13 protein-coding genes are annotated in these 18405 nt (G+C 56.9%); 7 read left to right on the top strand and 6 right to left on the bottom strand.

Annotated elements, in window-relative coordinates; genetic code table 11:
* Positions 1–135 precede the first annotated feature (135 nt).
* The gene (locus GGR27_RS09395; RefSeq protein ID WP_168037158.1) at positions 136–1746 is read left to right on the top strand and encodes a hypothetical protein; all 1611 of its coding nucleotides are present in this window, start codon (positions 136–138) and stop codon (positions 1744–1746) included.
* Here the strand turns inward: GGR27_RS09395 and GGR27_RS09400 are convergent, their stop codons facing one another.
* Positions 1747–2376, bottom strand: coding sequence for a metallophosphoesterase family protein (locus tag GGR27_RS09400; RefSeq protein ID WP_168037159.1), 630 nt, complete (start codon positions 2374–2376; stop codon positions 1747–1749). It abuts the gene before it with no gap.
* A 365-nt stretch (positions 2377–2741) separates the two neighbouring features.
* On the opposite strand from GGR27_RS09400, the gene GGR27_RS09405 reads away from it, so the two are divergent.
* Positions 2742–4304 carry a carbon-nitrogen hydrolase family protein gene (locus tag GGR27_RS09405; RefSeq protein ID WP_168037160.1) on the top strand — a complete coding sequence of 521 codons (1563 nt, stop codon included), beginning with the start codon at positions 2742–2744 and terminating at the stop codon, positions 4302–4304.
* 17 nt (positions 4305–4321) lie between these two features.
* On the opposite strand, the gene GGR27_RS09410 is transcribed toward GGR27_RS09405, so the two are convergent.
* A complete protein-coding gene (locus GGR27_RS09410; RefSeq protein ID WP_168037161.1) occupies positions 4322–4903 on the bottom strand; it encodes a Uma2 family endonuclease in 582 nt (193 codons plus the stop codon).
* 126 nt (positions 4904–5029) lie between these two features.
* Positions 5030–5350, bottom strand: a complete 321-nt coding sequence (gene trxA, locus GGR27_RS09415; protein WP_168037162.1) for a thioredoxin — start codon at positions 5348–5350, stop codon at positions 5030–5032.
* Positions 5351–5481: 131 nt separating this feature from the next.
* Here trxA and GGR27_RS09420 point away from each other — a divergent pair, with 131 nt between their 5' ends.
* Positions 5482–6555: a DUF3810 family protein gene (locus GGR27_RS09420; RefSeq protein WP_168037163.1), complete on the top strand. Its 1074-nt coding sequence runs from the start codon at positions 5482–5484 to the stop codon at positions 6553–6555.
* A gap of 111 nt (positions 6556–6666) precedes the next feature.
* On the opposite strand, the gene GGR27_RS09425 is transcribed toward GGR27_RS09420, so the two are convergent.
* Complete coding sequence (locus GGR27_RS09425) at positions 6667–10050, bottom strand: ATP-dependent helicase (RefSeq protein WP_168037164.1); 3384 nt, start codon at positions 10048–10050, stop codon at positions 6667–6669.
* 459 nt (positions 10051–10509) lie between these two features.
* Between GGR27_RS09425 and rfbD the strand changes: the two genes are divergently transcribed.
* The gene (gene rfbD, locus GGR27_RS09430; RefSeq protein WP_168037165.1) at positions 10510–11379 is read left to right on the top strand and encodes a dTDP-4-dehydrorhamnose reductase; all 870 of its coding nucleotides are present in this window, start codon (positions 10510–10512) and stop codon (positions 11377–11379) included.
* A gap of 4 nt (positions 11380–11383) precedes the next feature.
* Here the strand turns inward: rfbD and GGR27_RS09435 are convergent, their stop codons facing one another.
* A complete protein-coding gene (locus tag GGR27_RS09435) occupies positions 11384–13603 on the bottom strand; it encodes a DUF6851 domain-containing protein (RefSeq protein WP_168037166.1) in 2220 nt (739 codons plus the stop codon).
* Between the two features lie 142 nt (positions 13604–13745).
* Here GGR27_RS09435 and GGR27_RS09440 point away from each other — a divergent pair, with 142 nt between their 5' ends.
* Together GGR27_RS09440 and GGR27_RS09445 are read left to right on the top strand one after the other, a co-directional pair.
* Complete coding sequence (locus GGR27_RS09440; RefSeq protein WP_209037904.1) at positions 13746–15419, top strand: RluA family pseudouridine synthase; 1674 nt, start codon at positions 13746–13748, stop codon at positions 15417–15419.
* Positions 15420–15498: 79 nt separating this feature from the next.
* Complete coding sequence (locus GGR27_RS09445) at positions 15499–16065, top strand: Maf family protein (protein WP_168037167.1); 567 nt, start codon at positions 15499–15501, stop codon at positions 16063–16065.
* 27 nt (positions 16066–16092) lie between these two features.
* On the opposite strand, the gene GGR27_RS09450 is transcribed toward GGR27_RS09445, so the two are convergent.
* A complete protein-coding gene (locus GGR27_RS09450; protein ID WP_245184506.1) occupies positions 16093–17808 on the bottom strand; it encodes a M1 family metallopeptidase in 1716 nt (571 codons plus the stop codon).
* 143 nt (positions 17809–17951) lie between these two features.
* Here GGR27_RS09450 and GGR27_RS09455 point away from each other — a divergent pair, with 143 nt between their 5' ends.
* Positions 17952–18326, top strand: coding sequence for a hypothetical protein (locus GGR27_RS09455; RefSeq protein WP_168037168.1), 375 nt, complete (start codon positions 17952–17954; stop codon positions 18324–18326).
* Positions 18327–18405: the final 79 nt, after the last annotated feature.

Raw genomic sequence — 18405 nt, forward strand, 5'->3', positions numbered from 1 at the left:
TAGGGTCTGTGGTCTAAGGTCTGTGGTCGCTAAGCTAGTGCAGAAACTGAGTAGATACCCCCCCAATGCAGTAAGAACGTCTATCTTGCCGGGACCAAAGACCACAGACTCCAGACCATAGACCTTAGCCCCAAAGTGTACACCGAGCAACAAATCCGCGGCCTGGCCATCAACTTCCTCCGCCAGCACTACAAGCTGCGGCCGCGATCGGGGACGAGCGGGACGCGGGTGGTGCCCAACGTGCATTACTACCGGGGCGTGACGATCGACGCGCGGCTGGCCTTTCAGCAACCGGACCTGGAGTGGTTTACGGCTACGGTGGAAGCGACGAGCCTGGATACGGGGCAGGAAGTGCTTTATCGTAAGAATTGGTTCGGGATTTTTGCTTACGCGCTATTGTTCGGCTTGGCGGCGGTGGCGGTTTTTTTGGCGCTGTCGCCCCGACTAAGTACGGGACTAACTTACGCGTCGCAGCCGGAGGGTTTTAACGTCTGGCGGTGGGCGGGGGGCGCGCCGGCTTACGGAATGCTGTTCTTCGGGTTTTTGATCCTGACGTGCGTGGCCGCGCTTGCGTTGAGCATCGGCAAGGGCTTCCGCTACATCTACGCCGTCGACCAGTTCAAACGCTTTTACGCTAACGCCCAGTGGATGGCGTACGACAAGGAAGTATTTCAAGATTTGCCGCCCCGCTACTTCGCTGAGTTTCAAAGCCAGTGCATCCGCTACGGCTTCGGCATGATGGAAATCCTGCCGGGTAACCGGGTACGGGACGTGATGGAGCCGAGCCACATCGACCAGTTCTCCGGAAAACGCGCGCAGTTACCGCTCTGGGTAGCGGCCATTCAACCGCCGCCCAAGCTTAGGTCGCTCGTAAAATCTTTGCCCTTCCCCAAACGCCCGGCATCTACGTCCGCGCCCACACCTACTGATGGTTATACCGACCCGCTCGACGTTGGTACTTATCTCCCGGCCCAAACTCGGCAATCCGATTACGTTACCTCCATTCTTCACGCCAAGAAGGGTCGACCAAAGTGGTACCAGCGCCCCGCCCGCCGAATCGCCCACGCCCGCTGGTTGCTCCGTGATGCTCGGCGTAAATTCTCCCCCGACGAAATCCGCCGCCGCCCCGGCTATTTTTCCCTGCGTGCCTGGTACTATCCCTCACTGATTGGTGTTTTACTCACCTTAGTCACCTTCGGCGTGCTGCAGGCCAGTTGGAGCCCGTTCGCCAAACTCGGCAGCCGCTTCGAGACACCCGACGTCGCCGGCCTCGAACCGGCTGCCAACCCCGCACAAAGCCGCGCGAGCCCCGACCTGCTCCCCGGCGAATACGATCACAACTTCGACGCGGACAACCGCCCCGCTGGTGAAGTGTACCTGGATGCCGATCGTGACGTGCCAGCCGATAACCCGCCGCGCACCGTGCTGCGCTACCGAGTGGACCAGGCCGGCGAATCCCGCACGGACTACGAGTGCCTCTCCCTGGCCCAACTGCCGAGTACCTATTATTTACTAACCACCGGCGTCTACCCCGATTTCACCTCCGCCCGCGACGCCGCCGATAACATCAACGCCCTTTACAGCATGGCGGTTACCGTGGCGGCCGAAGAGTGCCTGCGCACCGGTGGCGGTAAGTATTTCGTCTACCTCGACGCGCCGGTTGTGGAGGAAAGTCAGGCTAATTTCTTGGTCAGAGGGTATTTGCGACGGTATGATTTGGCGGTGGAGGTGTTGGTGGTGGAATAGTTAATCCAACATCGCAAAAAAGCGCGTCTCCCGCGTATCCAGGTTGAAAACCGTCAGGTAGCCCATCTCCCAGGAGTGGTGGGAGCAGCCGGTGTCGATGCAGAGCCGGCCGAGTTTGTCCATGTTTTTGACGGTGGCCTCCACCATCACTTTCGGTTCCGGGGTGTGGCCGTGCAGGACGGTGCGGCCTGCGAGCCAATCGAAGTCGATGTCATCGTACCAGTAGCGCTCCCAGAGCATGGCTTCCTTGTCGGCCAGGGGGGTGGGCGACTTGAAATTTAGGCCGGCGTGCACCAGCAAGTAACCCGGTGTTTCGTGGTAGTACTTAAGGCCGTTCATCCAGTCGATCGTACGGCTACGGTGCCACCTCCGTGGCGTCCACTCGTAGCGTTCGCGCTTGCCGTTGTGATAATCTAGTAACATCTGTTCGTGATTGCCGCGTAGACAGGTGACTTTGTAGCCCCGTTCTTCCAGGGCCCAGATTTGCTGGAGGACGCCGTAGGAATCCGGTCCACGGTCGATGTAGTCACCGAGGAAGAACAGTTCGTCGGACACTTGGAAGTTCATTTGTTCTAGGGCGTGGGCGAGGGTTTTGGAGCAGCCGTGGATGTCGGTTAGGGCGTAGCGCATTTAGGGAAGGGGTTCTGGCTGTTTAACGCTTTTCGTGGTCGCAGGTGCAATGTTTTTTGAGGAAAGAGGAAAGATAAAAGAGTAAAGATTGCGCGACGGGACGGACCAAATTTTTGATCTGTTTCGAAGCGTCGAGACCAAAGTATAAGAAATGTAACGCGTCCAGCAGAATCTGGTGGACCAAAAAGCTGTCCGATAATTACGGAGGAACACTCATTTGTTTGCTCCGCCTCTTCAACTACTTTGCACCCGCGTCCGCGCCAACATACTACCGCGATCCATTGTTTAACATCCCGACCCAGGGCGAGTAACCAGTGCCCACGGGCCAGAGACTACAGACCAAAGACCACAGACCAAAAAGCACCATGGCTTCCCCCACCACCACCTACGACACCCCCGCTACCAACCCCGAAACCATCGGCAAGATCGAGCTGAAATACCTCGCCATGGAGGAGTACGCGCAGCTGAGAGAGTTGATGGAAGAAGCCTACGCCGTCCTGCCCGAAAGCGCCTGGGAAAAGGACGAAATTCAGAACATCATCGGTCGCTTTCCGGAAGGGCAGATCGCCATCCTGATCGATGGACAACTCGCCGGATGCGCCCTGGGCATCATTGTCGATTACGCTAAATTTGGCGATGACCACACCTACGCCCAGATTACCGGTGAATATACTTTTAACACGCACACCGAAGCCGGAAATATTCTTTACGGAATCGACGTCTTCGTCTCCCCCGAATTCCGCGGCCTCCGCCTCGGCCGCCGCATGTACGATTACCGGAAAGAGTTATGCGAACAATTAAACCTGGAAGGCATCGTCTTCGGCGGCCGATTACCAAAATTCCACCAGTACGCCGACCGGATGAGCGTAAAGGAATATATCGAAAACGTCAAGCTGCGCGAGATAACCGACCCGGTTTTGAATTTCCAGTTCAATAACGATTTCCACGTCAAAAAGGTAATAAAAGGGTATTTACCCGGCGACACCGATAGCCGCGAATGCGCCGCTCTTTTGATGTGGAATAATGTGCTTTACACCGAGCCGACCAAGAAGCCGACCGTTACCAAAAGCGTCGTCCGCCTCGGCCTCATCCAGTGGCAAATGCGCCGCTACGAAACGCTCGATGCGCTATTAGAACAAATGGAGTATTTCGTGCAAACGGTAAGCAACTACCGGTCGGATTTCTGCCTGTTCCCTGAATTCTTCAACGCGCCCCTGATGGCCGCTTATAATGATTTAAAGGAACCGGACGCCATCCGCAAACTCGCGGAGTACACAGACCCGATCGTCAAGAAAGCCAGCGAGTTTTCCATCCAGTACAACATTAACATCATTACTGGCTCCATGCCTTCCGTGGAGGACGGAACGCTCTATAATGTCGGTTACCTCTGTAAGCGGGACGGCTCGGTGGAGAAGTTTTACAAGCTCCACGTTACGCCCGACGAGGCGAAGGTCTGGGGCATGACGGGGGGTAAAGTCCTTCGCGCCTTCGACACGGATTGTGGCCGAATTGGCATATTAATTTGCTACGACGTTGAATTTCCGGAATTAGGCCGCTTACTCGCCGAACAGGACGTTGATATCCTTTTCGTTCCCTTCCTCACCGATACGCAGAACGGCTACAGCCGCGTCCGTCACTGCGCCCAAGCCCGGGCCATTGAGAACGAGTGCTACGTCGCCATCGCCGGCTCGGTCGGTAACCTACCGAAGGTGCATAATATGGATATTCAGTACGCGCAGTCGATGGTTTTTACGCCGTGTGATTTTGCGTTTCCGAGTAATGGCGTTAAGGCTGAAGCGACGCCGAATACGGAGATGATTTTGGTGGCGGACGTGGATTTGGATTTGCTCAAAGAGCTACACGAGCACGGCTCGGTGCATAATTTGCGGGACCGGCGGGTGGATCTTTACCGGCTGGAGTTGCGGTAGGGGCGGGTAGTACCCCGTTATAGGGCGAGAGAGAAGTCAATATCCGCGTAAATAGTCTGCATCGGAACCTCAATGCCCAGGGAATGGAACATGACCGATTGGTCCAAATTATAGTAAGAACCAATGTGCCACAATTCGTGTGTTTCCCGATAAAAACTTTCTACGCTTAGTTTTCGACTGTCAATCAGGACGTATTCCTGAAAGCTTTCCAAACTGCGGTAGTAAGAAAATTTTTCGTTGCGGTCGTACTCGGCCGTCGAAGGAGAAAGTACCTCGACGATCAAATTTGGGTTAGTCAACCGTGCAATTCCTCCCTCCTGATACGTCGGCTTACCGCAGGTGGCCGTGAGGTCGGGGAAAACGTACTTGTTGGTCGACTCGATGGCGACGGCGTTTTCGCTGTTTTTGACCTTGCATTTTTTCTGGCCGGTCGCTAGCGCCAAATAAATATTGTCAATGATATCGTTATGGGCAATTTTCCCTCCGGTCATCATGCGAAGTTTACCGTCGTGATATTCGATCTTAAAGTCCGAAGCCTCCAGCATACGGAAGTATTCGTCTTTCGTGTAGTAGTCTTTCGTCGTGGCTGGTTGTCCCATGAAAACTAAATGTCTTGGTGGCAAGTAAGGTTAAAAATACGTATTTCATTCAACTCTTTCAAAATCAGAAACCCCACCTCTCAAAAGAGAAGCGGGGTTTCTAGTTTGTACTATCACACTAAAGCACTAATTCAACTGCGCCTCAATCTTCTTCATCAATTCCTGCTTACTCGCCGCACCAACGTGCTTATCGACGACTTCACCATCCTTGATGATCAAAATAGTGGGGATCGAACGGACGCCGTATTTCTGGCTGAGTTCTGCGTTCGCATCAACGTCGACCTTGCCGATGAGGGCTTTGCCTTCGTACTCGGTGGCGAGTTCTTCGATGATGGGGCCGATCATGCGGCAGGGGCCACACCATTCCGCCCAAAAGTCGACGAGGGCTACGCCGCCTTTATCGATTACGTTTTCTTGGTAGTTGGTGTCGGTTAGGGTAAAAGCCATGGTAAGCGGATTTTTAATTTTTGTCTACGCGATTTGCGTGGGTTCACAACACCATCGCCTTTCGCTTGGTTTAATGCCCGTCCGCCGCCGCGTTCGACTTGACGCCATCCGACACCCCAAAACGACTGCCCGTGACCCTCCGCCGCCTGTGGCCGTCCGCCCTGCTTTCAATACTTCTTGTACTCCGTTTCATCTTGCCCGCCTCCGCGATCGAAGCGGTGTACAGCCGGGGGGTATTCCCGGTTTTCCGGACTGTCTGGGATCATACGTTTCCACTTTTACCCATCCCACTATTCTTCGTTTTCTGGCTGGTCGTCATCCTTCTTTTTGCGCGGTCGCTGGTGCAATGGAATCGGGCAAGAAAGCAAAGTTCAGCGGGCGGAGCCTGGAAAAGCTTACCCGGGAAAATATGGAATGGTGCCGCCCTGCTGATCTCGGTATTCCTCCTCGGCTGGGGCTTTAACTACGGCCGCGTCCCGGTAGATGAGCAACTAGGCTTCAATCGCTACAACCCCACGCAAGATGAATTACGCGACCGAGTCTATACCGAAGCCGAAGAACTTGCAATCCTACGAAAAAAGGTAACGCTCGATACTCAGGCCTTATCATCCCTGCTCCTTCCCCCCAACCTGGAACCCCGCGTCCGCGCCCAAGTAGCCCAAGCTTTTACCGACCACGGCTACCCCGCCCCCGGTCGCCCCCGCGCCCGCCAACTCCAGCCAAAAGGCATTCTCCTCCGCTGGAGCACCGCCGGCGTCTACTGGCCCTGGGCCGGTGAAGCGAACATCGACGCCGGCCTCCACCACCTCCAAAAACCGGCAGTCATGGCCCACGAATTCGCCCACGCTTATGGGTTCGGCGACGAGGGCACCTGTACCTTCTGGGCCTGGCTCGCCGGCCGTGAAACGAACGATCCTTACCTAAACTACGCCTTCAAACTCGCTTACTGGCGCCAAATCGCCGGCCGCCTCCGCCGCGCCGAACCCGTCGAATACACCGAATGGCGTGCCGCCAACCTCGACCCCGGCATCCGCAATGACCTCCAGGCCATCTACGACAACTCCGCTAAATATCAAGACATCGCCCCCGCCGTCCGCGACCTCACTTACGACGCCTACCTCCGCGCCCAGGGCGTCCACGGCGGCCTCGCCAATTACGGTACCGTCATCCAACTAGTGGAAGGCTATCGCCACGCGAAAAAGTAGTTCTCAGAATTCGATGGACTACGGAGGTACCACGCCAGAACAGTGCAGTCTATACCTAAGACTAAAGACCCTAGACCCTAGACTAAAGACCCTAGACTCTAGCTCCAGACCCTAAACCAAATGATCCAAAAGTGCCCTATAAACCAAACTCTGCCGCAAAACCTCCTCACACCCCACCACCACCAAATGCTCCCGGGCCCGCGTAATCGCTACGTTCAGCTTCCGGTCCACGCCCTCCTCACTCAGTTGTGATAGCGTGGTGATTTGCCGGTCGTCGTTGGTACACAGACTGATCAGTACGATCCGCTTCGCGCCGCCCTGGTAGCGTTCTACGGTGTCAACTTGATAGTGATCCGCGTTCAGCCCGGCTTGCTCTAGCTCCCTTCGGATGTGTGCGATTTGCGCGCGGTAGGGCGTGATGATGCCGATGTCGTCGGGTAGTACCGGGCGGTCGGTTGCTGCGTACAGTGCTTCAAAAGTTTGGATTAATTCTACCATCATTCGCGCTTCGTGCCCGTTCACTTTTGGGTCCGGATTGTCCCCGTCGCGCTTACTGGGTAAATACAGAAACCGCTTCTCGGTTAGTTTTTTGGAGAGGATCGTAGATAATGATGACAAGTTAAGCGGCAGACGCTGCGTAGTCGAGTGCGGAATCGAATCCGGTAAAATAGATAATCCACCCTGGTAGAAATGCGCCGCCGGAAAGGCCATGATGTCTTCGTGCATCCGCCCCTGGTGGCTAAGTTGGTCGTAAGCCCAGTGCCAATCGTTCTTCTTTGCCGTGAGGTATAGGCGCTCGAATAGAGAGTTGCCGAGACTGGTCAGTCCGGTATCCCGAAGCTTTCCGTCCCGCACTACCGTCCCGTACGCCGCCTGCTGCACCACGGCGGGTAGCTGTTTGTGGTCACCGATCAACAAGGCTTTTTTCGCCCGGGGAAGTAGGCCACACAACAAGGGTTCCAAAATCTGACTGGCCTCGTCGACGATGATGCGGTCAAAGTTTTTGAGCTGGAACAAGTCACTTTTCCCCCCAACACTAGCCACTGTACTCACAAAAATCCGCGTAGATTCAATCATGCCCCGCAACTCCGAACGACGGGTGATGCCGGCCGAGCGGGCACTGAGTAGCCGGTCTCGAAAAGCCTCACCGGCACCAAGACTACTACCGATACGGATGTAATTAGTAAAAGACTTTCCGTCTGGCCCAATAATGCGCTCGATGCTCTCACAAATTTCGTCGACCGCGCGGTTGGTGTAGGCGACGAGAAGAATACTTTCGCTGGTATTGTCCAATAAATGCTTGACCAAGTGGTGAAGCATCTGGCTGGTTTTGCCCGTTCCGGGAGGCCCCCACAAGAGGAAGTAGTCTTCGGCCGGGATAATCTTTTGCAGGATCTTGTTCTGCTCGTCCGTCAACGTTTCCGCGATGGGGTCGGGTAACGGTTCTTTCTGCACCGGCGGGATTAATCCCATCCACATTTTCTTCAGGTCTTCCCCGGCCGTGGCCCAGGTGAACAAACCGCGGTAGTGGTTCCGAAACGAACTGTCGAGAATATCTTTTTCGATACTCCAGTAGCCGTCCCCCCGGTAGCTCCGGTCGTTGAGCTGCTGACTGCGCAGGCGTAGCTCTACCGTTCGGGCGGTGACCGACAGCACGGAGCCCTTGTGTACCTGCGAGCGGACGGTGTCCTCACGTCTGGCCTCCTGGCCTTCGGTGGTGTAGAGCGCGATCAGGTCTCCCTTGCGAAATTTTACCAAGCGGTCATCCTCCGCCGGGCGGGTGAGCGTGAGGGTGGACGACGACGGGTCGTACACTTCGAATCTGAGCCCGTCGAGTAATTCGAACCGCTCCATTTTCTCGTCGCGGCCGTCGAGCCAGAGCGAGGCCAGCCCGTTTACGGCTTCCGATCCTTGCTCCCCGGTTTTGGAGATTTGCTGCTCGCGGGCGATGAAGCCGAGGTAGGCCCCGAAGTACCGCTTTTCGAGGTCGGTAAGGGCTGCGGTTACTTCCAGGACTAGTGCGTGGTCCTTTACCGAGAAACCACTTAAGTTCGGGAAGAAGCCCGGAGCTAATTTACCGATCAGTTTGGTGGTGGCATAGGCCAGGTCCTCTTCCGGGTCCATGCCGAGTTTGGCGATGAGTAGTTCGACGCCAATCAGCTTATTGCGGGCGGCGATAGCTTCCAGTTTCTGGAATTTCTCCGGCGGCGCGTATTTCAGCCCGTTGTCGTAATCGAGGCTATAAAGAATGTAACTCCGCACGTTCGCGCCCTTCCCCAGCGCCCGGTTGACCATCAGGTCGTAGAGCAGTGTCTGGATATAATTCGTCTGGTTGATCTTGTGCTTATTCTGCTTCCAGGGTTTGCTCGTTTTTAGCTCGACGATGGTCGTCTGCCCGCCCGGCTGGTCGGCGGATTGGAGGACGTCCAAACGACCCTGAACGCCGTAAGTAGGGCTGAGGAAAGATGGCTCCAGCAGGATGTTTTCGCGCTGTACGTTGATGCCGTCCAGGCTCTCGGTGACGAATTTGCGGACGGAGAGGTAGTGGTGCTTTAGGTCCGTGAGCAGTTTACGGATGTCGTTGTCCTCGTACAAACAAAGGCCGAGCGGCTGCTCCTGAAAGATCGTGCCGATCAGGTCCTTAAAGGTCACGTCGGGGTTTTCGACCAGTTTGTCCAGGAAGTAGTTCACCAAGTTACCGCGCATCAGCGGTAACTTCTGCTCGTAGGGTACGAAGCGCTTGGCCAGCGACGTCCAGGGCTGGAAGCTGGACTGGCCGTCGAATGATTCGGCCACGGCGGTGACGTCGACGAGAAAATCCGGGCTAACGACGATCTGCTCGGGAAAAAGCTGCCCACCATCCCGCAGCTGGGCGTTAATCAGGTTGAGCACCGTCGGCACGCCGCTGATCTTGCGGACGATGGCGATGGCTTCGGCCACCATCTTGTTGACGACTTCTTCGGCGCCGAAGGGAATCGTGTAGGTTCGTTCCGGGCGCGCTTCTTCCTTTACGGTCAGGGTTTCTTCCTCTTCGTCGAAATCCACCACGACGACCCGGAGGAAATCGTGGGTATATTTCACCTGTGGGCGTGGGTAGTTGAAAGGGTAGGGCGTATCCAAATAGCCCACCCATTCCATTGGTACTTCGCCACCGAATAGCGCCCGGGTCAGCTCGATGCCGAGGCGAAAGCCGGTAAAGATGTGTTTGCCCATTTCTTGGGGCGCGAGCGTGTCGACCTTGCGCGTCCGGTATTTGCGCTCCTGAAAGATGTGGCGACCGCTGATGCCGAATTTGTGCGCGGCGTAGGAAATACGGGCGTAGGTGGTGGAAAAATTAAAATTATCTTCTTTCGTCGCCTGCTCGAATTGGTCGAGGTGAAGGAGCTTCAGCGCCCGGGCACGGTCGGCGGGGGAAAAGGCGGCGTTGTCGCGGATATTGAGCAGCCGGCGGTAATAATGCTTGCGCAGCGCGTCGTTTTTCGGGGTGTCGGTCATCGGGGCTTAAGGTAGGCACTGTCGGTCTTATCTCGGTTCTCTCCGGATAAACCTCGCACCCGCGACGCGGTAGTTAGTCCCGCACTTAGTCGGGGCGGCCGCGCCCTGATTTGTGTAGCAATAATGGCTTGAATAGTGAGCGGCGCGGTCGCGGGTGCAAGGGAAGTTACGGGAAGCAGCCGGGTGGGCCAACCGGAATGAGTTAACCACGGATTTAGAGCATGTTGGGACTTTGGGTTCCTGGCCGGTTTTGAGACAGTTTTGTGATGGTTAAGGCAGCAAAACCGGAGTTTAGCCATAGCTAAATGAGGATTTTGCTAACGAAGACCACCGCAAAAGTGGCCAAAACAAGGCCGGAAGCTAAAGTCCCGACATGCTCTTAGACAAAATCGACCCCAAAAATAACTGACCGGCCACCCCGCCCGTTATACCTTGCAACCCACCACACCGAAGTACCGAATGAAAAGAATCATGATCTGCGGCGGCGGCGGCCAACTCGGCCAGAAGCTGATCGGCGCCGCCCGCGCCCACAACGACGGCGATTTGCGCATTTTTGCCTACAACCGCTCCACCCTCGACATCACCAAACCCGCCGACCTGCGCGCCGCCTTCGACGAAGCCCGGCCCGACGTTTGCTTCAACGCCGCCGCCTACACGGCCGTCGACCGCGCCGAAGCCGAGCCCGATAAATGCCGGCAAGTCAACGTTGACGGAGCCGCCCGCCTGGCCGCCGCCTGCCACGAACGAGGAATTGCTTTCGTGCACTTCAGCACGGATTACGTCTACGACGACGGCTACAACCGCCCGCTGCACGAAGACGACCGTACCCTCGGGACCAGCGTCTACGCCCGCACGAAACTCGAAGGGGAGAATGAAGTCATGAAGCAGCACCCCGGTGCTTACGTCATCCGTACCAGTTGGGTGTACGCTGAATACGGCCATAACTTCGTGCGCACAATGCTGCGCCTCGGCCGGGAGCGGGATTCTCTGAGCATCGTCGCCGACCAAATTGGTAGCCCCACTTACGCCGCCGACCTGGCCGCCGCCGCCCTGCAACTCGCCGCCGCGCAAGCGGAACCGGGCATCTATAATTTCGCCAACGCCGGCGTTGCCTCGTGGTACGACCTGGCCCACGCCGTTTTCGACATCTGCGACGTACAGTGCGAGCTTAAACCCATCCGGACCGAGCAGTACCCGACCCCGGCAAAACGCCCCAGCTATTCCGTGCTCGACACGCGTAAAATCGCCGCGGTCATCGGCCAACCCCGCAACTGGCGTGATGCGCTAAAGGACAGCATCGAACGTCTGGCCGCCATCGAAGTCGTTTAGAACGCTACAGAATAACCACTTTGCCCAGTATTTTTCCTCCCGCTACCCGCACGAAATAGACGCCCGGTTGTAATCCTTGCGTGGGTAGCCTTCGGAAAGCGCCCGCGGTCCGTACTTGGCGCACCGCGCGACCCGTCAAGTCACTCAGCACCAGCGTCCGCGCCCCGAAATCCTCGGGTATTTCGATGATTACGTCCTCACCAACGGCGACGGGATTAGGAAATACGCGCACATTTTGTGTCCGCTCGGGGTCACTAATTGAAGTGAGGTCACCCGCGAAAAGGTCGAAAGACTTCTCTACGGCGTCCGCCCCCACCACGATGCCGATTCGCCGCCCCGGAATGTCGTCCACCGGTGGATGGATGCCGCCCCAGATGCGACTCAGGGAAGTCTGGTCGGACGCATCACGGTAAGTCGCCCACTGCAAAACGACGTCCACGCTCGGCCCCTTCTCGAACACCAGAAACTCATCTTTTTTCGCTACGAACTCCCCCACGCCACCGGGGAAAAAGGGGGAGCCCGTCACTTTCTCCAGCACGTAGGCCGCCGCCGAACTGTAGGTGCTGTGCCCGGAAATATAACCGGCAAAATTAGGCGTCACGAAAGTGGGCCGTTGGTAAGGAAACCAGTAGGCGGGGTTGATCCAGCCGACACCGGCGACGTCCGTCAGCGGGTCGATGATCGAGTCCGGACCGATCCATCCCCAAGCTTGCGTTTGCGCCAGTGTCCGGAGGTTCTGTAGTTCACCCGGCGCATCGAGTGGCTCGATGTAACCTGGGTCCAGTTCGAGACCAAAAATGTTGGGGTTGTCACCGTTGGGGTTGGTTGACTGCCCGTTCTTGCCCATCCAGCGGATCGCGGAAATGGGTCGGATGTAGTCGTAGGCACCCTTGATCGACCAGGCGGATATGGCCGCGTCGTGCAGTGCGCCACCGAGGGCGAGGTAAGCTTTTACGTCGTATTCGAGCGGGCTGAGTTCCGGGCCGGTGCCGGCAAGTTTGCGTTCGAAAAGCGGGTGGTCCATGACGCCGTTGAAGATGTCGAACCAGTGGCCGGGGGGCGTTTCGCTGGCGGGGCCGTCGGCCCAGAATTCGGCCAGGACGCGGGCGTAATCGCCGCGGGGCACGATGTTGGGTGGGTAAGCTTCGCCGGTGACGGGGTTGAGTGCGTGCCCGTTCGAGCCGGCCGTGCCGCCTTCCTTCAGGTAAAAATCACGGTATTCGGCCAAGGTGGTTGGGTAGGGCGCGGTGAGGTTGCCGCTGGCACCGGGGGAGATGTCCCACTCCACGCCGTCGCTGGGGTCGAGGTGACCGGACCACTTGAGGACGGTCTCGAAGTTCCAGCGGTATTCGGCCAGGCCGGCGGTGTCCGTCCGGGTAAACACGGGGGGCGGGCCGGGGTCGTGGTAAACGAAGCTGTTGCCGAATTGAAAGTCGGCGTCGGCCATGCTGCGGTCCGCCGCGTCCATCGCGAAGGGCGTTACGCGGCCCCATTCGGCGCCGAGGAAGGGGAGGGGCGCGCCGTCGCCCACGGGGTTGCCCGACTGGTCGATTACAACCCCCGGAAACTGCAGGGACTGCCACCGAACGGGGTCGCGCAGTTGGAAGATGGAGAAGACGTTATTGAAATCGAGGGCGGGGTTGACGGGGTCGGCGTACTCGCTGTTCGCGAAATCCATGGCTTCGTTCGAGCCGTCGGTCATGCCGTAGCGGATAATCTGGCTGGCAACGTAGTTACCCAGCGCGGCGGGGTCGCCACTTTTGTAGTCGAGGCTGACGTTGGCCCCGTCGTAGCCCAGCTCCGTCAGTAGTACGTTCAGTCTTCCCGTCGTGCCCACCGCGCCGGGGGAGTTTTGGTAGCGGTGAATTAACAGGCGGTAAGCGGCGAAGCTGACGGCTTCCCGGGCGGCGGCCTCCGGGTCGGGGTAGTCGGGAACGAGCCAGTGATCGATTGGCACCTGCACATTGTCGAGGAGGGCCGGCGTGCCGCTTTTATTGACCAGCGCCCAGCAGTCGTACGTGGCGGCGGAAACGTGGTAGAGGTTGCGGGCGTGGACGACGGGGCGGGCAAAGTCGTTGCGGATGGCCTCGAGGAGTTGCTCATTCCACTGGCGGGCTACGGAATGTTCGGTTGTTTGCGCCCCGATAGCTATCGGGGCTGTCGCCAAGTAGAAAAGCAACAGAGCAAAGGTGATTAGCAAAGGGCGTTGACGGGCGGCGGGCATGGGTGTAGGTTCGGTGTTAGGGGCGTTTGCGAAGATACGGGGGCTGGTTGGTGAAGGGTAGCGGGTGGATGTCAAACATTGGTTAAAGCTGACTTCTCCGGGCAAGTCGTAATTTCGCCCCGCCAAATCCGATCCAATTTCTTTGCTCCATCCCCTCCCCCCGGCACCGGCCCCGCATTTAGTTGGCGCGCCCGCCCGTTTCACGTACCCGTTCCACTACGAGCCCCATCCGCTCGCCATCGCCGCCGTGCAGGATTTACAAACTCACCTGACATCCCAAACGGAATGGACTTACGATTTCGGACTAGATGATCCGAACCTACCCGGGAGCCAGGGCAAAATGTTCGGGGTGCTCGTAGTGGAAAAAGGTGGTGGGCAGTTTGCCTATTTAGCCGCCTACTCGGGTAAACTAGCGGAATCGAACCACCTCCCCGGTTTCGTACCACCCGTATTCGATATTCTGGAGGAGGACGGTTTTTACAAAGCCGGCGAACGCGAAACCAATGGCTTCACGGAGCGAATTGAAGCATTGGAAAATGCCCCCCGCCTCCCCGCTCTCTTACAGGAAAAAGCGCAAGCCGCTGACCGGGCACAAGCGGAAATCGCCGCCGAGAAACAAAACCGCAAAGTCAGCAAAAAACACCGCGACGCCCGCCGGGAAGCCGCCCGTGATCTAACGGCCGAAGAATTTACCGCCCTCGAAAAACAACTCGCCGAAGAAAGTGTAGCTGGTGCCTTCGCGCTGCGCGACCTCTCCCGCTCCTGGAAGAACCGCCTGACTAACCTGGACGCGGAAATCGCAACGCTGCAACAAGCAATAACTGACCTCAAAGTGGCCCGCAAGCACCACTCCAATCAACTCCAAGCGCGTATTTTTCAGCAGTACCGCTTCCTCGACGCGAACGGGGAGACGCGTGACCTACTGGATATTTTTTCGCAAACGATCTTCAACATCCCGCCCGCCGGTGCCGGGGAGTGCGCCGCGCCGAAGCTGCTTCAGTACGCTTATTTGCACGACCTAAGACCGGTCGTGATGGCGGAGTTCTGGTGGGGCCAGTCGCCAAAGTCCGAAATCCGCAAGCACGGCCGCTACTACCCGGCTTGCCGGGGAAAATGCCTGCCTATCCTAACGCACATGCTCCGGGGCTTAGCGGTGGATCCGAACCCGATGGAAGAAAACCCGGCGGCGGGAAAGGTGCTACCGGTAGTTTATGAGGACGATGACTTACTGATCGTGAATAAACCCGCCGGGTTTCTGTCCGTCCCCGGGAGGCTAATCGAAGATTCCGTCCAGGCCCGCATGGAAGCACGGTTCCCCGAAGCACGCAACCACCTGATCGTCCACCGGCTCGACATGAGCACGAGCGGCTTGTTGCTCCTGACGAAGCGTAAAGAAATACACAAACGACTCCAGCAGCAGTTTTTCAAGCGCTCCATCAAGAAACGTTACGTGGCCCTGGTGGAGGGTATGGTCGCGGGAGAATCCGGCACGATCGACCTGCCACTGATCGGTAACCTGGAGGATCGCCCCCGCCAGATGGTGGACCACGAAAATGGGAAAACGGCCCGTACGCAGTGGCAAGTGGTCGAGCGGTTACCCAACGAGCGCACCCGCGTCTATCTCTGGCCCGTAACCGGCCGCACGCACCAACTCCGCGTTCACTGCGCCCATCCGCTCGGCCTGAATTGCTCCATCGTGGGCGACGACCTCTACGGCATCCCCGACGGGCGTCTCCACCTTCACGCGGAAGAAATTTCTTTCGTGCACCCGGGGACGGATCAGCCACTCCTGTTCAGCGTGCCGGCAGAATTCTGACTTCGCTTACGATTAGCTTGGTTGAGAGCGAACCGTACTCTTGGCTAGCACCAAAGACCAAAGACCAAAGACCAAAATCATGCCCAAGAAAATAATCCTAGCCTCCAAATCCCCCCGCCGCTCCCAACTCCTCACGCAGGCCGGTATTCCTTTCGAAGTACGCACGGCCGATACCGAAGAAATCTACCCGGAAGATCTGGACGTACTTAAAGTAGCGCCTTACCTCGCCAAACTAAAGGCGGACGGCGCCAAACACTTGTTGAAGTCCGATGAGGAAGTGTTACTCACCGCGGATAGCGTGGTCATCCTCGCAGGCAAAATCTACGGTAAACCAGTCGACCGCGCCGAGGCCATTGCAACCCTCGGTTTACTCTCCGGCAACCGCCACACTGTCGTGACCGGTTGCTGTCTGCTGGACGGAGAAAAGCACGAAGTCTTTGCCGGCGTCGCCGAAGTCTACCTCAACGAAATGACGACGCGGGAAATAGAAAAATACGTAGACGCCTACCAACCCTACGACAAAGCGGGTTCCTACGCCATTCAGGAGTGGGTCGGATTGGCGAAGATTAACCGGATCGAGGGGACTTACCCGACGATCATGGGCTTGCCAGTGGATTTGGTTTATTCCCACTGGATGGAGTGGTAGCGGTGTTGAGCTTGGGCAAATCGTTCTTTATCGATTCTCCTCCGCTACCTCCAGGTCCACCAAAAAGCGACCCTCATCAACACGGATTTTCTCAATACTCGTATCACCGGATAGCTGCTGCCAAGCTTCCGTAGCTTCCACGCGCACAGGTTTGCCGTCGATGACCAATCCAACCGGCAACGCCAACCCCGCCACGTCAGCCCGCAAGCGGTACTCTACCCGGCTCCCGCGTTCGCGCAACTGAATTACCGGGATACTGGGGTGGTACAGGTACTGCTCAAAAAATGGATTGAGGTCTTGCTGTGCGTATTTACTAAAGTAGTCTACTACCTGCGCGGTGTTGACGATGCTGTGTTCGTTGTCCTGGTAAAAACTGCGAAGCATTCCGAAAAACAAAGGGTCGTCATTGAGAACGTGACGCAGCGTGTGGAGGATCCACGCGCCTTTGTAGTAATGGTCGGAACCACCGAAGTTGCCAAAATTCACGCCCAGCGGACCGACGATCGGCGATTCGTTTCTGACGAATGGTTTCTGCGTCACTAAGTACCGCCGCGCGTCCGGCTCGCCGTAGCGGTACTCGACGTACAGCGCCTCCATGTAAGTCGTAAAGGACTCGTGAACCCACATTTCCGCGTGGTCGGCCACGCTGATGGAATTGCCGAAATACTCGTGGCCCGTCTCGTGGATGATGATGTAATCCCAGTCCATATCTTTCGGGATCAAACCGCCGAGATAACCGCGCATGTAGCGGTTACCGTAGGCGATGCCACTCTGGTGTTCCATGCCGAGGTAGGGCGTTTCAATTAGGGCGTAGCCATCATCCCAGAAGGGATATTTGCCAAAATAATGCTCGTAGGCCGCCAGCATTTTATCGACCTGCTTGAATTGCTTGCGCGCAACCTCTTCGTTGTAATCTAATACGTAATAATCCAGGTCTAACTCCTCGCCGTCAAAGCTTTTGTAGGTATCGGAAAAATGGACGTAGGAGCCGATGTTGAGGCTGATGTTGTAATTGTTGATCGGGTAGGAAACGAACCAGTCGAAGCGTTTCTGGTAGCGGTTATCCAGCAGGACTTCCGCGCGTAAGTTTCCGTTACTCGCTACGTACAGGCGCTTCGGGACGGTGATGCTGACGAGCATCGAATCCGGTTCGTCGCCCAGGTAATCTTTATTTGGCCACCAGAGGCTCGCGCCGGTCCCTTCACAAGCCACGCCGATCCAGGTGCGGTCGCGTTGGTCGAGGGCCCAAACGAAGCCGCCGTCCCAGGGTGCATTTTCGGCGACGGTAGGGACGCCGCCGTAATGAATCGTCATTCTTTCTACTAATTTATCCGGCACCTGCGTCCGCGCCAAATCGATGAACACGGCATTTTCCACACGGTCATAATGTAAAAGGCGGCCGTTCTGGACCACACTGTCGATGGTCATGTTGCGAAACAGGTCGAGCTGAATGCGACGGGTCGGTTCCTTGACGAGGTAATCCATCTCGACGCGGCCGGCGATGGCGCGCTCGTTCACGTCGATCTCCAGGTGCAATTCGTAGTACGTCACGTCGAAACTCGTCCGTTCCGGCCGCAGTGCCCCCCGCAGCGTGTCGGCCAGCGTAAAGGTCTGGTCGGCGTAATAACCCGCGGCGGTTTGGGCGCGGACGCCGGTGCCGGGGAAATGGGCAAACAAGCAAAGAATAAATACCAAAAGAATGGTGGGACGAATCATTCGACTCGGCGGGTTGGGGGAGATCATGGTCAGTGGCTTCAGGTACGCAAAGGTATAACGGGCGGGGGGTTACAAATTATTTCTACGAAGTGGTCACGCGCCGCGAACAGCACTAGCCATTTTACGTAACATTACGAAACCGTAAACTAGATATAACGGCAAATTTCCGGATGCTAGCAAATAAAGAAAAGACTGACCCCTTCGTCGAAGCCAAATCCATTTTTGGGGAGGATCGGTCCGGCTACGTCCACTTCCTCCGCCTCGTGGTGGACGATCTCACCAACGTCCACGGCGAATTCGACACTTTTATTGAGGACAGCAGCATCGATCGTTACCGCGGTATCCGCCACAATACGCTGACAACGACCCGACTTTTCAAGCTCACGGAATTTAATCAGCTGCTGCAGTCCGGCCTCGATAAAGCGCGCGCCGGGTTGTTTACGGAACTAAACGAAACCGACATCCCCGCCATGCAACGGCTGATCGAAAATTTTCGGGAAGTAGTCCGTGCGGAAATCGTTACCAGCAGTAATAAAGGTCAGTGACCAGGTAGTCTTTTGTGGGCGGTTGAGAAATCGCACGGATAAATCCAAGTTGTCGATTAATCCATACCCAGGTCCACCG

The organism is Neolewinella antarctica (assembly GCF_011927835.1).
GTDB classification, from domain to species: Bacteria; Bacteroidota; Bacteroidia; order Chitinophagales; family Saprospiraceae; genus Neolewinella; species Neolewinella antarctica.

What these genes read in the sequence shown, in the direction of transcription:
- GGR27_RS09400 (WP_168037159.1), bottom strand. Translation starts at nt 2,376, where the DNA reads ATGCGCTACGCCCTAACCGACATCCACGGCTGCTCCAAAACCCTCGCC.
- GGR27_RS09405 (WP_168037160.1), top strand. Translation starts at nt 2,742, where the DNA reads ATGGCTTCCCCCACCACCACCTACGACACCCCCGCTACCAACCCCGAA.
- GGR27_RS09410 (WP_168037161.1), bottom strand. Translation starts at nt 4,903, where the DNA reads ATGGGACAACCAGCCACGACGAAAGACTACTACACGAAAGACGAATAC.
- trxA (WP_168037162.1), bottom strand. Translation starts at nt 5,350, where the DNA reads ATGGCTTTTACCCTAACCGACACCAACTACCAAGAAAACGTAATCGAT.
- GGR27_RS09425 (WP_168037164.1), bottom strand. Translation starts at nt 10,050, where the DNA reads ATGACCGACACCCCGAAAAACGACGCGCTGCGCAAGCATTATTACCGC.
- rfbD (WP_168037165.1), top strand. Translation starts at nt 10,510, where the DNA reads ATGAAAAGAATCATGATCTGCGGCGGCGGCGGCCAACTCGGCCAGAAG.
- GGR27_RS09435 (WP_168037166.1), bottom strand. Translation starts at nt 13,603, where the DNA reads ATGCCCGCCGCCCGTCAACGCCCTTTGCTAATCACCTTTGCTCTGTTG.
- GGR27_RS09445 (WP_168037167.1), top strand. Translation starts at nt 15,499, where the DNA reads ATGCCCAAGAAAATAATCCTAGCCTCCAAATCCCCCCGCCGCTCCCAA.
- GGR27_RS09450 (WP_245184506.1), bottom strand. Translation starts at nt 17,808, where the DNA reads ATGATCTCCCCCAACCCGCCGAGTCGAATGATTCGTCCCACCATTCTT.
- GGR27_RS09455 (WP_168037168.1), top strand. Translation starts at nt 17,952, where the DNA reads ATGCTAGCAAATAAAGAAAAGACTGACCCCTTCGTCGAAGCCAAATCC.